We start from the raw sequence: 14584 nt of genomic DNA on the forward strand, positions 1-14584 counted from the left end.
CCTCCCACAGGGCAGACCGGTAGACAAGGGGACGGGTCGGTTCGTAGACCGCGAAAGTTTCCGCCTATGATTTTGCCATTGCCACTTGCTCCCATTTTGGGAGCATGATAGCTTGCAACATGCGAATCATCGCCCGGCGCACCCTGCGCGAGTTCGTCGAGAAGCGCGCCGGACACAAGGATCAACCTGCGCTGAAGGCTGCGCTCGACGCCTGGTTCGACGAAGTGCGCAAAGCGCACTGGACGAGCGCCGCCGATGTGAAAGGATTATACCGCACTGCAAGCGTCGTGACCGCCGAGCGCGTGGTTTTCAACATCAAAGGCAATGACTATCGCCTTGTCGTGGCGATCGACTACGAAAAGAGCATCGTCTGGATCAAATGGATCGGCTCGCACGCGGACTACGACCGCATCGACGTGAAAGAGGTGGAGCATGACGGCCGAACTTAAACCCATCCGTTCAAACGCGGATTACGAGACCGCGTTAGCCGAGATTGAACGCCTATGGGGGGCAAAGGCTGGAACGCGCGAGGGCGACCGGCTTGATGTGCTTGCCACGCTCATTGACTCCTATGAGAGCGAACACTATCCGATCGATCCGCCTGACCCGATTGAAGCGATCAAATTTCGTATGGAGCAGCAGGGGCTGACACGGCGCGACCTGGAGACGATGCTCGGCACTCGCGCGCGCGTCGCCGAAGTCCTGAACCGCAAGCGCGATCTCTCCATCGGCATGATCCGGAGATTGCACGAGCGGCTTGGCATTTCGGCGGAAGTGTTGATCCGCCCGGTCCGCAAGACCGCTGCTTGAGAATGCGGCCCAAAAAAGTGGGTTGGCTGAGGCAGTCACGCCGCTTCCCGCCAGTAGCAGAACAAAGCGTTCTCCATAGTGGGTCTCGCGCTGTATCGGACCTCCGCTTCCACGCGCTATGGCGCGATATTATACGCCAGTCTACGCCCCCGAGGACGGTTCTCCAGATTATGGCAAGCTCGAAGCAAGCGGCGAATTACGGTCGGAGAATCCTATGCTTATGCGCGCAGTACTCGGTTATCGGGCAATTCGAAATTGCATGCATATAAATGCATTATTTTACAATCTTCAGTGCAGCCTCAATCATGGCCCTGAAATGCGACGACTTGAGCGCCGCCTGCTCGACCCTTGAGGCAAGCTCGCCTGGGGATATTCTACCGCCGTAAGTCTCCAGAAGTCTGTCTATTTTCGCCTGTAGTTCCGGCCTTGGCGTGGATTTCGAGCGCAAGACCTTCGACAGATGTCCTTGGCTGATGCCAAGTTTTTTGGCGACCTCAGCCTGTGTCCAGTTTTCGCGCCGAATGATGCGCTTGATCTTTGAAATCGTCATTTTCGGGTTTGCATCCGGTCGGATTAATGCATATAAATGCATATAAACGCAAGCAGATATCTCGACCGGTCGCCATGCAGGAAATGCTCGCTCTCATCCATTCGAAGCTCGAGCGATTGATTTTGCCCGGCCCAACCCACCAAGTCATGCCTGGCGTGAAGTGGGGCGGGTTCGACGAGCTCTTCACCCCCGCGTACTGGCGCGGTCAGGTTTGGCAGGCATTGTTGGCCGACCGTTATCAAAGCTTGCGGCTTGGGCGAAACCTCATCGAAGAGGTCGCGGCATGTCTGCTCGGTGGATACGGGATGCCCGCAGAGCTCGGGCTCGCGGCGTTCGACCGGCTACGCGAGCGTGGAAGGCTCGATCAGCCAACGTCGAACCAGGTCCTCGAGGCGGACCTGTCCGAGCCGCTGATCATCAGCGGGTGCGCGGTCCGGTATCGCTTTCCCCGTCAAAAAGCCCGGCATCTCTCAGCCTGTCTCGCCGCGCTCCTTGAATTCGACGAGCCTGAGCGCGACGCCGATCTGCGCAACCAGTTGATGAGGCTGCCAGGCGTCGGACCGAAGACGGCCTCATGGATCGTACGGAACCATCGGCAATCGAACGACGTCGCCATTCTCGACGTTCACATTGTTCGCGCCGGCGCTCTCATGGGGATCATGCGGCCCGACGCTTCGCCTGCTCGGGACTACTTCGGTCTCGAAAACAAATTCCTGGAATTCGCAAACGCGATCGACGTTCCGGCCGGAATCCTCGACGGTCTGATGTGGCAACACATGCGACTGTTGTCGTCGGTCGCGAGAAGCGAGATGCCTGCGTTGTCGCAAGGCTACCCGAGCCTGTGCGTCAGTTTGCCTCGGGCGGACGATAGACCCATGCAATAGAGGAGGTTTTAGCGGCCTCCGACAGGCGCGCGCTGGCGGTACGAGCCCCTACTCTGACTTTCACCCATTGGTCTTGCGTACGCCCGGGCGCCCCAAGCCAAAGGTACAGTCCATCCACCAGCTCCCGCACCAGCTCCCGCGCGGCGTTACGAACCGACTTCATCGGCGTTTCGCGGAGGTCGTCAGCCTTTCTGCCAATCGAGCGCATCGCGCCCGTCGCAGTGCGCAGCAGGACGAGTTCAGCGCTCTCGTCGCCGACGCCGCGAGCGAGCGTCTCTCCCAAACTCAAGAGTTCGTCGAGCTTCCCGAGCATCTCGTGAGCGTTGCGAGACGCCGATCGCTCGGCCCCGATTCTGGCTGACTTGACGGATTGAAATTTGATCGCGAGCAGATCCGCCTCGCGCTCGACTTCGTCTGCATAGGTTTTCAGATCGTCAGCCCATTTCGGTTCGGACGAAGACAAGGGCTGCGGACAGCGCAGCGGGAATTGCTTGGCCAGCGCTTTCGTGACGCTTAAGGATATGTCGAGACATGCCCCGAGAAGTTCGACGGTTTCGTCGTTCCGGAGCAATGTTTGAGCATCGGGGGTTAGTTCGAAGAGCATGCTATGCAGATCGTGCTCGATCGCCTTTGTCGTCGCGAGTACCGTCTTGACCGTCGCCTCTGCAACGGCATCAGCGACGAGAGCCTCCAGTTCCCCGATGCTGGCAAGCGTTACATTGGTCTGTCGAACCGCCGCGATGGCGCCGGCCTGAAAGCCCGCCTCGCAGAGCAGAAAGGCGCGGTCGGCGCCCAAATCCTGCGCGATCTGATACAACGTCAACACATGAGCCTTTGAAACGGGCACCTTCCAGTCCTTGCACTCGACAATCCATAGTATGGGAATGCTACCAAGGCTCGTACGAACGAGGACGTCGATCTCGTGGCGCCCACGAGCTCCATCGAGACATGGCTCGATAGCCGCGTCGAATCCCATTCGTTTGAAAACCGCGGCCGCTCTTTCCTGATACTGGCGCCATGAAATGCTGGCTCGTGTTTCTTCCATCAGCACCTCTCAAGATCCAAGTCTCGCCGGCCGAGGGCGCTACTCTATGGGCGCCGCCCGACGACGGCGACGCCAACCGCAAATACGGTGTGATCTCCTGCTGGCCGCAACGCTTCGACCACCTCGTTCCCATGGATCCCCAGCGCGCAAAAAGCCAACCGATAAGCCGCAGCGCACATATGGAGCGCTTGCAGCAAAGCTCCAGCATCGCGCCAAATCAGAGAAAGCGAATTCTCATAGGCTGCGTCGTAAATTGAGGGATTTGCGAGAAGCACGAGGGAATATGCCCGTGCCAGCGGCTTCATCTCCCGAATACGCTCATTCAGTCGAACGATCGGCGCCGCCGCGCCAACGCGCAACAGCATGACTCTGCTCGAGGAAGGCGAGTAGGCGACCAACTGCGGGCGCGCTCCTGGCGAGATCAGGACAAGATCGATGCCGTGCAACGCTCCTGCGGCCATCGTCGGGCGTGCAAACCGTGGTATTCCATCTTTCGACCACGCGGCATAGTTTTGAGTAGCATAAGCGACGCAATTTACGAGTTCACGCAACGACGTAGGCGCAAGGGCATTCGCCGAACGACGATTCTCGACGACCTCATCAAATATAGTCGGAATTGGCGGGACGATCGCCGGAATCCGCGCACCAAAGCGAACCGGCCAGGCCGCTCGTGCCGCCGATCCCACTCTGCGGCGAGGCTTCGGTTCGAGATCAATAGGGCAATTCACCGAGCGCCTCGAAAGTCCGATAATGCTTGCGGCATCCTCCACATTCGCCACAGGCGTGCTCGGCCTTATGGCAGGAGTGCGACCAAGCAAGCAACGACATCGGGATCTGCGACTTGCGAATGAGCTCGACGCCGTCGAGGTCGATCGCAGGCGCGTCAAGCGACATATTTCCCTCCTGCATCTGAAGAACGCAGCTCAATGCCTCGACGAACTCCCGCCTGCCATCCACGTGATGGCCGTCGGTTCGCAGCGCCCCAATCAGCAGTTTTCTTGCGCCAAGCGGTAGAACGGCGCCCGCCGCGACCGTCACCAGCAGCTGATTTCGAAACGGCCACCATTCCGGTTTAGGCGCAATGTCGAGCTTCGGCGCGCCGGCGAGATCGCCGCTACCGAGGAGGCCGAGCTGGTCCAATCGCAGAACCAGATGCCGAATGCCGAGCTCGCCCGCGACCACCGAGGCTGCCCTGATCTCACCCGCAGCCGGCCTTTGGCCGTAGTCGATCGTGACCGCCACCTCGGGCCGCTGCCAGTAGGCGATGGCAACCGAATCCATGCCGCCAGACAGCAGCAACGCCCTCATACGCGCCACGCCAGATGATGCAGGAGCGAGACAAGATCGCCCCCGATCCGACAACCGGACCCCTCGAGCATTTTCAAGTCCTCATCCGAGACATTCTGCGCAAAGGCGTAAACGGGCTTGCCCTTGGCCCTTGCGTAGCCCACCTCGAACAAGGTGCCGCTGTCTATGCCATCGACGATCGCAAAGACGACCTCGCAGCCGTCGAGCCCCGCGAGATCTGCGGAAGCAACGATGTCGGCTGGGCCAGGGCCGACCTGGTGCACCGGCGAAAATACCGAAAGGCCCATCGACTCCAGGCAGCGCTTGATCTCGTCGACAAGCCAGCGCTGGGCAAGGGTGAAAAACGGGCCCGCGAGGTACACTCGGCCAGGATGGAAAGCGCACTCCCGGAATTGGAGTGCCGCGAGAGCAGCTCGCGGCCTGATCGGGAGGGCCCTGGTCAGCGAATAATCAGCGACCGCCTTGGAGGCTAAGAGAGCTGCCTCGTGCGGGTCAGCTTGCTCCACCCCCCAATACAAGGCGAAGGCGGCCGCAAAGACGTCGCCTGAGCCGATCGTCCACACCGAATCCGATTGGAACGCCGGAACAAATTTCGGCGCGCTCGCCCCCTGCACGACATAGGCGCCTTCGGCACCCGCTTTGACGACGACAACCTTAGCGCCCTCCTGAACAAGCACGCGTGCGGCATCCACAGGGTCGGCTTTCCGGCCCAGTTCCACCGCTTCGCGTCGGTTTGCGACAATCGCCAAATGCTCGGTCGATGATCCGTTATCGCCAAAAGGCTCGGGCGCGAAAGCCGACTGCGGATCGTAGACCGTGCGACGGGCCTTCGATTTGACTGTCGATTCCAGCATGCCGAACCGCAAGACAATGTCGCCCTCGGCTTCGATCGGCGACGTCGGCTTGATCCGCCCCAATCCCGGCCGAATGGTCGGGACCGCCATCGGATGCACATAGTCGAACTCGATCGATTGCTCGCCCTTCTCCGGACGAAACGAGATGCCATAGACGTTTGCTTGCGCGGTCATACGAAGCGCAAGTTCGTCGGACGTCCTCGTGCGAAGCACGACATCCGCGCCACCGCCGGTCAATGCGCAGGCTGCCCGCCCTGCAGAGCCGAACACCTGTTCCCAGTCCGGCCATAGGCAGCGCTCTGCGTACACCCCACCCGCTACGACGATCGTGGAGGTCATACGGGCTGAACCTGCACATCGACGCGCCCACCCTGAATTCCAAGAACGACCGCCTCGTAATTGACGCCCTGAGCGGTAATGCAGGCGATAAGCTGCGCCATCGATGGCGGCGTCAGCGAGCCAAGAATCGCGTTGCCGCCGGTCACAACGATCAACTGTTTCGGCGGTCCCGGAACGTAACGAACCTCCAGGACATCGTTGACCCTGATCGTCGTCACGACCGTGCGGTCTGGCGAGTTGACCACTGTAAGTTCAACGACATTGCACGGCGAATCGGGCGGCAACGGTTGCCCGCCACCCGCTCCTTTTGCGCCCAACGGCTTGATCGGCTTAGGGGCGGGTCGTGGCGAAGTGTCCGGATATTTATCGCCGCTCGACATGTCTACTCCGGTTGCCTTTGTGAGGCGCAATTCTTCGATTCAAACCCGGTGACAATCAAGCCGCCGCCATTCATCGTCGAAGCTCAGACGGTCAAACTGGCCTCTGTCGTTTGCGAGGTGGAAGCGGTCAACGCTGCGCCTAGTCGACACATGATGTGAATGTCTCTATCCAATGTCACAAAAAAGGGCAGCGGACGACCGAGAGCACAAGTCACCACGCGATGTCTAGCGAAATCGGAGTCCGCGCAAGGCTGCGATCTTTGCGCCGGCGAGCGGTAAATCCAATTGAGCTTCACGGGAACTCCGCGCTTCGATGTTTGTACGAATTTCCACGAGAAGGCGCTCCAAGTGCACGATCACCATACAATCGTGAAAGGGAACGCTGTCGAGCGGCGCAAACAGAACGTCGTCGCGCGTGATGCAGACGACTTGAGCGACGTGAGGCGGCTGCAAATGCCGCCCGACTTCATTGAACATTTTTTCTGCAACGTGCGTGAAATGGGATACGGGCACTGCGAAATCGCGTACTGCCCGCGCAATAACCGCAAGCGCAACAACTTCTTCGAACGAGTATCGGCTTGAGCGCGCATCCCGCCCAAAAATCGGCGGAAGTGCCTTCTTCCAGTGCCGCAACATCTCCTTGGAGATTCCGACAAGGTCCAGTACCTCGGCCGCTTCGAAACGCATGATTCGACTCCAGGAGGGTACCAGCGCAAAATGTTTGAGCGCGCTAGAAATGGGGTTGATCCCACCTAGAAATGGGGTTAACCACATTTTAATATCCGATTCGAAGAATTCGGGAAAGCGCGGGAGAGTGCCATGACGAGCAATTTCGAACAGGCGGAGTTGCTGACGGCCCTTTGGAAGCTGGGCGCGGACACGGCGCGTTTGCCGACGTCGCACGGCATCCTCGACCGGGCGCTCAAGGAGTGCCTGAACGAACTGCCTCCAGACCTTGCCAAAAATCTGTCATTCGGCGTCACGGGAGTCGGGCTCAGATGCTACGAATTGCCAGCAATTCTGCTGGCGGCTCAGGAAGCGCTGATTACGAGCGAGCCGAACCCAACATACTTCTCGAGCTTGGTTACGCTTGATGACGACACCGCGCGCCAGATTGTCGTCGGCTTTGGCCTTTCGACCCAAAAGGCGACCGAGATCGGAAAGCGATTGAAGCAAACAGTCGACCAAATCCGGGCTCAGACAGCAACGATTTCAGACCAACTCTCAGCGGCCTGAGGCCGTCGTTTTGCAAGCTAAAGAACTCAAGAGCCGAGTTCGGGCAAGCACGTCGGCGCTGAGCGAGCGTATCGACGCCTTAGTCGCAGATTGGCTTAAGCCCCTTCTTGCCAATATTGATCGCGGCTGTCTTCCGGAATTCAGGCCAAAGCAGGTCAACGACCCGATCTGGGGCACAATTGAGCTGCTCCCCTGGGAAGTCGCGTTGCTCGATACGAATCTGTTGCAGCGAATGCGCGGCGTCCGTCAACTCGGCTTAGCCCAGCTCGTGTTTCCGAGTGCAAGCTACGACCGCCTCGAACACATCATCGGAACCGTCGGCGCCGTCGAAGAAACCCTGCGCGCGCTCTCAAGACAGATTGAGCGCTGGAACCGGGACACGCGCGACAGTCCCTTGCCGTCAGTCAGCGACAAAGACCGTTACGCCATCAGGCTCGCAGCGTTGCTGCACGACATCGGTCACGGGCCGTTCAGCCATGCCATTGAACCGGTCATGCAGACCGACGCTGCCTTGCCTTCGTCAGAATCCGATTCACCGGCGCCAGATTGGCGCGACGAGCTGAACACCCTGCAATTTCTCCTGAAGGATCTCTACCAGCTCAACGCCTCGCCATCGGTCTCCGAAGCCATCGCCGTCATGATGGTGCTTTCACCGTCGCTGACCAAAGTCTTAGCGAGCGATGCTATCTTCACCGAACGAGGCCGACCAGCCGAGGAGTTGCAGGTCATCATCGTCGCCGCAATAATCGGCGCTGTGGACGGTCCAGGCGCCAGCCACTTGTCGGCCCTAATCAGCAGCCAAATAGACGCCGACAAATTAGATTACCTTGCGCGCGACGCATACCACGCAGGGCTCGAGATCGGGTTTGACACCAGCAGGCTGCTGGCGCGTCTTGAGCTGCTCGCTGTGCGAGCGGACAATCTTGACGACGGCTTGGTCGACCTGCGCAAGCGGGCCTCTGAATCGCCCGATGGTCGCTTCTATCAAATAGGAATTGCTGCGGCAGGATTCGGTTCATTCGAACAAATGCTGATTGGACGCACGTTCCTATATGACCGGCTCTACCATCATCACAAGGTACGTGCTGCCGAGGCTACGGCGCAGCGCCTTATTCTGGTCGCTCAACGGGATAGAAAGCGCCGGTTCGAGCTGGACGAAATCTTTCTTGGCGTCGCCGACGACACCTTCTTGGGTTGTGGTGCAATCTTTGCGGATAGCGACGCGATGTGGCTGGCATTTCGTTACGATCAGGCAGCGAGCACCGCACTCCAGATTTCGGGCGCGGTTGTCCCCACGGCTCTAAATTTGCTCAGTGCGAATTGACCCTTCCTGATGCGATGCATGAGTTCGACGCCGGCGATCGTGATCGCCGCATGTCGGAATCGCTTGAACCCGAGCATAGGCCCCAAACGAAGCTTGATGGATCGGTGGTCCTGTTCAATGAGATTATTCAGGTATTTCGAAGATCGAATTCGAGTCCGTACGCCGCCGGCTCGATGCTGTGTGAGAAGTTCGCGCGCCGCCCGATGTGACGCCTGATATCCGTCGAGCGTGATTTTGCCCGGCGGCCGTCCGTGGCGCGCGAACGCACGACGGAAAAACGCTTTGGCGGCGGCGACGTCTCGCTTGGCGCGCAGCAAAAAATCCACCGTTTTCCCCGCCTTGTCGACGGCGCGGTAGAGATAGACCCAGCGTCCCTTGATCTTGACGTAGGTCTCATCGACGCGCCACGATCCGCCGACTTGGCGCGCGAAACGGTTCCACCGCTTTTCGAACTCCGGAACGTAGCGCTGAACCCAGCGCATGATGGTCGTGTGGGCCAGGGACAAGCCGCGCTCCGCCATCATTTCCACGAGATCTCGGAAGCTGAGCTTGTATCGCAGATACCAGCGCACGCAGAGAACTATGATTTCGCGGTCGAAATGGCGTCCTTTGAAAAGATCGTCCACGCTCGGCATCGCCCATTGCCCCAACGTCCTTTGCCACCATGCAGGGATTATGTCCCGCTCACGCCGTTCGCGCCAGAACCATCTGGAACGCGGTGCTCGCTGCCTGATCCCAGCGCTATGACGAATCCTACATCGCATCGCCGTCTCTACAGTTTGCACCAGAGCCCCCGGAGGCAGATTTTTACGATGAAGCCGCAACGGAAGCGCAGACGGTATGCGGCACACTTGCCGCAGGCCCAGTCGAAGACTTGCTCTCGTTCCATGGCCGAGACTTTATCGATAGGTTCGAAAGCGAAGCGCGCCAGGATCGGCGAATGGCTTGGGTCCTCGGTGGTGCATGGCAATTCGAGATGAGCGATGAGATTTGGAATCGCGTTCGGCTTGCGGCGGACGACACCTATTGGAAGCGCAAAACTTCCTAGCGGCAGCTACGCCCCATCTCGATCATTCGATTTTATGGGTTCACGGCCTAGATGTGCCTCGGGGTCTCATCCCGTAATCAGGACGAGATATAAGATGCAAAGGTAAGCTGTGCCCCAAGCATCGACAGGCAGTTGAAAATACGGGGTGGCAATTCCGAACATGATACCTGTGAACCCGCACTATGATAAATCGCAATCTCGGCGACTAGCTTATACGGGGCCAATTCGCTGATTAAACCCCGCAACTCCATCTGGCGCTTTTTGGAAAAAACATTCCTTTCCAACTTTAGAGCCAGATGCAGCGTAGCATGATCGCCATTATGGCTGATCGATTGTCTGTATGGCTTGATGGCCTGCAAGTGTCGCTCGGAAATCTCGGTGCGACCTGGCAGGTGAAGCCACAGAACTATGTCCGCCGAAGTTATTTTCGTCATAGGCCTCGGCTTCATGGTTTGCCCAGGCGACACCATTCATCATGCAACTCGCATGCCTCTTCGTAACACAGATCCGCATCTCCAGGCAGTTTAACTTCCCGATGGTACCATCGCCAAAATAGCTTGGGGAGTCCGAATCTTTGATCCTTCGGCTGCAAGCCATTGAGATCTATTACACTCAGTGGCTTTTGTGTTGCATATCCAAACAAGGTTGGGCCATCAGCGAAGACAGAGCGCAGAGGGGATGATGCAGCTATTATTCCCGCGCCCACACCGAAGAGCCGCACGGGGGATTTCTCTAAAATTTCCTGGACCAGAGAGGCTCGCGGTTGCAACTCTAGCGGAATGACGCCGCCTACCGTTTTCCCCTCCTTCTCATCCGCTCGCAACGGATCCGGCTGGATATACCGGCCGAGCGTCGCGTCGTAATGGCGATGCCAATTATAGGCGAGGCCAGACTCAAGCTGGAACCATTGCCCCGGGAACCGCATGTCGAGCTTGGACGTCGAGTCCCAAATCGACGATACGCCACCAAACGGCGAATAGATCACGTCCCACACCCAGCTCCAATTCTGCGCCAGCATGCGCGCCGGGCGGCCGAGATGGTCCGTGTGCACGTAATAAAGGGTCGGCGTCGCCGTGTTGACATTGTCGACCACGGCGATCGGCAGGTCGTTCAGCCAGATATATTCCCGCCGCGTAACGCCGGCCGTGTCGGTCTCGGCGATGATGTGATCGTTGATGTCGTGCACATAAAGCGTGGTCGTCGTGGTCGATCCGCTCGTAAATGTGCGCGAGGCGAGCCGGTCCTGAGCGTCGTAAGCATAGGTTCCGCCCTGGGCCGGCGCGCCGGTCTGATAGGCCTTCGACAGGCGGCCTTCCACGTCATATTGGAAGGTCATGCCCAGAGCGCCCGTGCGGCTATCCGTGAGGATGTCGCCGGAAGCGTCATAAGTGAAAGCGCGCGCCGTTCCGCCGGCGGGCGTCACTGAGGTTAGACGGTTCGACCCCGCAGGATAGGCATAGGTGGATGTCGCGCCATTCGCCGTCTCGCTCGCGCGATTGCCGTTGGCGTCATAAGTCCAGGACAAGGCCCCGTAATAGCCGCTGGCCGAGGCGAGACGCCGCGTCGGCGTATAGGTGAAACTTTGCGACTGCGCCGTATAGGTGAAGGGCGGCGTTGTGCCGGGGTTCACATTGTCGACAATCGAATTGACGATATCGCCCGTCCAGGACAGCGATCGGTCGATCGTCCCGCCGAGATTGCCGGTCGCGCCGGTCTGCACCCGCGTAATGCGATAATCCGTGTCCGTGGTGAATGTCGAAACGCCGCCATAGCCGAAGCTCATGCTCGCCAGCGGGCCATACGGATTCCAAACCAGGTTCCAGACGACTGTCTGCGTGACTGCCGCGGAGTTCTGCTGCGTCGTGACGCTCGAGACGCGTCCCATAGCGTCGCGGACATAGTTCACGATGCGGCCGGAGGGATACATTATTCCGGAGATATTGCCCGCATTGTCGTAGCGATACTGCGTGTTCACAACGGGAGCGGGATTGTTGGTGCGATAATCGATCCAGATGCGGCCCTTGGCGTCGAAAGCGCGCCAGTTCGTGCCCGCTTCGCTGTAAATCCCGACGAGATGCCCCACTCCCTTATTATCCGGGGCGGTCGCATCCCAGTTGAAGCTTTGCCAATAGGCGGACTGACCCGCATAGCTCTTATTGGTTAGACGCCCGGAATTGTCATAGGCGTAATTCGTTGTCACCCCACGCGCATCGGTGCGCTGCGTGACCAGACCGCGAGCATCACGCCAATAAGTGATGGTGCCGCGGTCGGGCGAAACCTCCTGGATGACGTCGTCAAAGCCGTTGCGGACATAAGTCGTCGTGAGACTGCGCGCGTCCTGATAGGCGGTCACGGCGTTTGTCCCGTCGCGCGTCAGCGCAACGGTTTTGCTCTCCTCATCGGTCTCGCTGATCAGCCGGTTTAGTGGGTCGAAGCCGTAGGAGAACGCATTGGACCGCGGGTCCGTGACCGTTTTGAGATTGTCCGTCTTGTCATAGGCAAATTGATAGGTCTGCGATCCCGCGCCGATCGACCGAATGATGCGGCCCAGCTCGTCGAAGGCGCGGGTGCGGCTATAGGCGGTTGTCGCGTTAGCGCGATTCACCGTGACGGAGGTGGCGTCTCCATTGGCATTGCGGGTATAATTGATTGTCTCGCCCGCAGAATTGGTGATTGTCGTTAAGCGCCGGGCATTGTCATAGGCGTACGTCTCGTACGCGCCGTTCGGCAGGGTGATCTGAATGACCTGGCCTATCGCGTCATAAGCGATATTCGTGGTCACCGGCGTTCCCGTCGCATCGACAACCACTTGCGACAACAAGCTTCGGGTATAAGCGAGCGTCGTGACGTTTCCGTTGGGATCGGTGATCGAGGTTGGCTGCCCCCATTGGTTCCAGGCGGTGACGGTCGTCACCTTGCCCATCTCGTTGGTAATCGACTGAATATTGCCTGCGGCGTTATAGGCGTAGGCGACCGTGTCGGCGGTCCCCGCGAGAGGACCGTCAACCGACGTCAACCGCCCGGAAGCGTTGTAGCCATAGGTCGTCGTCCGGGTCTGGCCGTTTGTGGAATAAGGGGTGCTTTGCGTGGTCGTATCGACCTTTTGAATCTGCGTGATGCGTCCGCTCGTGTCGACCGTGACGTTTGTGGTCCGGCCCGGCTCAACGATTTGAGTGGCGACATTCAGGGTGGGATGCCAGGTCAGCGTTGTCGTGACCGCCTGCGCGGTCCCTGAGCCGCGGGTGATCGAAATCGGACGATTGTTGGCGTCGCGCACATAGGCGGTGACTCGCCCCTCCTCATCCGTCTCCGTCGCAACCCAGCCATTAGCGTCATAAGTGTAGCCACGCGTACTGCCGATGCAATTGGCGCTTGCCTGACCGTCTACTTGTTTGAGGGAGGTTTTGTTGACGTTGCCAGGGTGCTGGAAGGTGTAGGTCGCGACCTTGCCAAGCGGATTGGTGACGGTGCGCACCAGGTCGCCGTTTGCAGCCTGGCTATATGCGACGGTGGTTTTGTCCTGTCCGCCGCTGTGCTCGGAGGCTATTGCATGCCCTTCCGTGTCATAGGTGAAGGTCGCATACCGTACGCCGCGCGCATCGGTTATCCCAGTCAGGAAGTCTGGATAAAGCGTATTCTCGTATTGATAGCTGACCGTCTCGATGATGGTCCCTGACGAATTGTACTGGTCCGCCTTCACCAGACGGCGCACCAACATTTCCGAGGATCCGTCCGATTTCAAAGGCGGGTCATAGGTGTATTGCAGTTTGCCGCCGGTCGGCAGCGAAATCGATTGGATTGTGACCGGTAGCGGCGTCGCGTTGGCGGTCACCGGATAAACGAACTTGTTCCAGGTGAAACCGAGACTGCGGCCGAAACTATCTGTGAGCGTTTGCAGATAGCCATTTGCGTCGTAGGCCAGGGTCCAGGCATAGCCGCCCTTGTTCATCGAGACCGGGCGCGCAACCTGATATTCGACGGGGCTCGTGCCCGGCTCGGGGAACGACTTTAAGACCCACACCCGGTTCTCTACGGTGTCGGTGACCTGCCAGGTGGATTGACCGGCCCAGATGACGCTCCAGTTGAGCGGCAGCGCGCCCAGATAATCGACCTTGTAGCGCCCCTGTTGCACGCCGCCGCTCCAGGGGGTGAAGGATGTCCCCGAACCGGAATAGATGAATTCGTACGGGACGCCGTTGGGCAGATAGAGCGTGACGGAATTGGCGGTCGCCCAGGGGCTGTTGATTTGAACGCGCAATTCCATCTGGAAGTTAAATTGCCAGCCGCCAACCGCCCCATGCGTGGGCGATTTGATGTTCAGAACCCCTAATGGTCCCGCCCAAAGACGGCTGATCGTATCTTCCAGAACGAGGCTGCGATATTCACGGGATATGACAAGCTCTCCATCGCCCGTCTTGAAATCAATGACAGACTCAACTTTCGCCCCGTCTCCCAATTCGATCGGGTTGGAGACTCCCGGCCAGGGATTGCCGTTGCTTTTGCAGGAATTCGAGGGAGAGGCCTGGGCCGACGTGTAGCAGGATGAATAGCCGCGCGTGCTGTAATTGCCGCCGCAATCCGAGGTGATCAGCGGCGGGAGGATCGTGCCGCAATCGCCCCCCTGCTTGCAGCCCCATTGATAAGTGGTCCAAACGCAAGCGGCCCGTCGCGGGCCAAGCAATTGTGCGCCAAGAAATTGGCTATCGGGCCCAAGCTTCGAACCAAGCGGGCCGCAGCCGACCTTGCATTGCTGCCAATAATCAGCACAGGCCGCGACTGGGTCGGCGAAATTCCCGTTCCACCCTG

The 14584-nt window shown here is 59.0% G+C and carries 15 protein-coding genes; 6 read left to right on the forward strand and 9 right to left on the reverse strand.

Features of this window, described 5'->3' with window-relative positions:
- Nucleotides 1-119: 119 nt before the first annotated feature.
- Together MMG94_RS20225 and MMG94_RS20230 are read left to right on the forward strand one after the other, a co-directional pair.
- The gene (locus MMG94_RS20225) at nucleotides 120-449 is read left to right on the forward strand and encodes a type II toxin-antitoxin system HigB family toxin (protein WP_016921312.1); all 330 of its coding nucleotides are present in this window, start codon (nucleotides 120-122) and stop codon (nucleotides 447-449) included.
- Nucleotides 433-810 (forward strand): helix-turn-helix domain-containing protein, encoded by a 378-nt coding sequence (locus MMG94_RS20230; protein WP_016921313.1) that lies wholly within the window; start codon nucleotides 433-435, stop codon nucleotides 808-810. The genes MMG94_RS20225 and MMG94_RS20230 overlap by 17 nt, the downstream gene beginning before the upstream one ends.
- A 274-nt stretch (nucleotides 811-1084) precedes the next feature.
- On the opposite strand, the gene MMG94_RS20235 is transcribed toward MMG94_RS20230, so the two are convergent.
- Entirely contained in the window at nucleotides 1085-1360 is a 276-nt protein-coding gene (locus MMG94_RS20235) for a helix-turn-helix domain-containing protein (protein ID WP_016921314.1), read from the reverse strand.
- Between the two features lie 74 nt (nucleotides 1361-1434).
- On the opposite strand from MMG94_RS20235, the gene MMG94_RS20240 reads away from it, so the two are divergent.
- Nucleotides 1435-2244 (forward strand): 8-oxoguanine DNA glycosylase, encoded by an 810-nt coding sequence (locus MMG94_RS20240; RefSeq protein ID WP_016921315.1) that lies wholly within the window; start codon nucleotides 1435-1437, stop codon nucleotides 2242-2244.
- Here MMG94_RS20240 and MMG94_RS20245 read toward each other — a convergent pair.
- From MMG94_RS20245 to MMG94_RS20270, 6 genes are all read right to left on the reverse strand, one after another.
- Nucleotides 2207-3289, reverse strand: coding sequence for a restriction endonuclease (locus tag MMG94_RS20245; RefSeq protein ID WP_016921316.1), 1083 nt, complete (start codon nucleotides 3287-3289; stop codon nucleotides 2207-2209). The genes MMG94_RS20240 and MMG94_RS20245 overlap by 38 nt on opposite strands.
- Nucleotides 3290-3333: 44 nt before the next feature.
- Complete coding sequence (locus MMG94_RS20250) at nucleotides 3334-4068, reverse strand: nitroreductase family protein (RefSeq protein WP_162129682.1); 735 nt, start codon at nucleotides 4066-4068, stop codon at nucleotides 3334-3336.
- Nucleotides 4001-4597 (reverse strand): 7-cyano-7-deazaguanine synthase, encoded by a 597-nt coding sequence (locus MMG94_RS20255; protein WP_016921318.1) that lies wholly within the window; start codon nucleotides 4595-4597, stop codon nucleotides 4001-4003. Before MMG94_RS20255 ends, MMG94_RS20250 begins: the two co-directional genes overlap by 68 nt.
- Nucleotides 4594-5790 carry a PfkB family carbohydrate kinase gene (locus tag MMG94_RS20260; protein ID WP_026016465.1) on the reverse strand — a complete coding sequence of 399 codons (1197 nt, stop codon included), beginning with the start codon at nucleotides 5788-5790 and terminating at the stop codon, nucleotides 4594-4596. The genes MMG94_RS20255 and MMG94_RS20260 overlap by 4 nt, the downstream gene beginning before the upstream one ends.
- Entirely contained in the window at nucleotides 5787-6170 is a 384-nt protein-coding gene (locus MMG94_RS20265; RefSeq protein ID WP_026016466.1) for a hypothetical protein, read from the reverse strand. Before MMG94_RS20265 ends, MMG94_RS20260 begins: the two co-directional genes overlap by 4 nt.
- A 225-nt stretch (nucleotides 6171-6395) precedes the next feature.
- On the reverse strand, nucleotides 6396-6857 hold the full coding sequence (locus MMG94_RS20270; RefSeq protein ID WP_016921321.1) for a hypothetical protein: 462 nt from the start codon (nucleotides 6855-6857) through the stop codon (nucleotides 6396-6398).
- 132 nt (nucleotides 6858-6989) lie between these two features.
- Here MMG94_RS20270 and MMG94_RS20275 point away from each other — a divergent pair, with 132 nt between their 5' ends.
- On the forward strand, nucleotides 6990-7406 hold the full coding sequence (locus MMG94_RS20275; RefSeq protein WP_016921322.1) for a hypothetical protein: 417 nt from the start codon (nucleotides 6990-6992) through the stop codon (nucleotides 7404-7406).
- Nucleotides 7407-7416: 10 nt separating this feature from the next.
- Nucleotides 7417-8730 (forward strand): HD domain-containing protein, encoded by a 1314-nt coding sequence (locus MMG94_RS20280; protein WP_154420402.1) that lies wholly within the window; start codon nucleotides 7417-7419, stop codon nucleotides 8728-8730.
- On the opposite strand, the gene MMG94_RS20285 is transcribed toward MMG94_RS20280, so the two are convergent.
- Complete coding sequence (locus MMG94_RS20285; protein ID WP_040579702.1) at nucleotides 8655-9365, reverse strand: IS6 family transposase; 711 nt, start codon at nucleotides 9363-9365, stop codon at nucleotides 8655-8657. The two genes, MMG94_RS20280 and MMG94_RS20285, sit on opposite strands and share 76 nt — an antisense overlap.
- Nucleotides 9366-9487: 122 nt before the next feature.
- Between MMG94_RS20285 and MMG94_RS22210 the strand changes: the two genes are divergently transcribed.
- Nucleotides 9488-9778: a DUF6869 domain-containing protein gene (locus tag MMG94_RS22210; protein WP_420846628.1), complete on the forward strand. Its 291-nt coding sequence runs from the start codon at nucleotides 9488-9490 to the stop codon at nucleotides 9776-9778.
- Between the two features lie 445 nt (nucleotides 9779-10223).
- Here MMG94_RS22210 and MMG94_RS20290 read toward each other — a convergent pair whose 3' ends face one another.
- Nucleotides 10224-14459, reverse strand: coding sequence for an RHS repeat protein (locus MMG94_RS20290; RefSeq protein ID WP_162129689.1), 4236 nt, complete (start codon nucleotides 14457-14459; stop codon nucleotides 10224-10226).
- Nucleotides 14460-14584: the final 125 nt, after the last annotated feature.

This window comes from Methylocystis parvus OBBP, from assembly GCF_027571405.1.
In the GTDB taxonomy this organism is placed as follows: domain Bacteria; phylum Pseudomonadota; class Alphaproteobacteria; order Rhizobiales; family Beijerinckiaceae; genus Methylocystis; species Methylocystis parva.

Excerpts from the sequence above, each read along its gene's own strand:
- MMG94_RS20225 (WP_016921312.1), top strand. The coding sequence starts at position 120 with ATGCGAATCATCGCCCGGCGCACCCTGCGCGAGTTCGTCGAGAAGCGC.
- MMG94_RS20230 (WP_016921313.1), top strand. The coding sequence starts at position 433 with ATGACGGCCGAACTTAAACCCATCCGTTCAAACGCGGATTACGAGACC.
- MMG94_RS20235 (WP_016921314.1), bottom strand. The coding sequence starts at position 1,360 with ATGACGATTTCAAAGATCAAGCGCATCATTCGGCGCGAAAACTGGACA.
- MMG94_RS20240 (WP_016921315.1), top strand. The coding sequence starts at position 1,435 with ATGCAGGAAATGCTCGCTCTCATCCATTCGAAGCTCGAGCGATTGATT.
- MMG94_RS20245 (WP_016921316.1), bottom strand. The coding sequence starts at position 3,289 with ATGGAAGAAACACGAGCCAGCATTTCATGGCGCCAGTATCAGGAAAGA.
- MMG94_RS20255 (WP_016921318.1), bottom strand. The coding sequence starts at position 4,597 with ATGAGGGCGTTGCTGCTGTCTGGCGGCATGGATTCGGTTGCCATCGCC.
- MMG94_RS20260 (WP_026016465.1), bottom strand. The coding sequence starts at position 5,790 with ATGACCTCCACGATCGTCGTAGCGGGTGGGGTGTACGCAGAGCGCTGC.
- MMG94_RS20265 (WP_026016466.1), bottom strand. The coding sequence starts at position 6,170 with ATGTCGAGCGGCGATAAATATCCGGACACTTCGCCACGACCCGCCCCT.
- MMG94_RS20270 (WP_016921321.1), bottom strand. The coding sequence starts at position 6,857 with ATGCGTTTCGAAGCGGCCGAGGTACTGGACCTTGTCGGAATCTCCAAG.
- MMG94_RS20275 (WP_016921322.1), top strand. The coding sequence starts at position 6,990 with ATGACGAGCAATTTCGAACAGGCGGAGTTGCTGACGGCCCTTTGGAAG.
- MMG94_RS20285 (WP_040579702.1), bottom strand. The coding sequence starts at position 9,365 with ATGCCGAGCGTGGACGATCTTTTCAAAGGACGCCATTTCGACCGCGAA.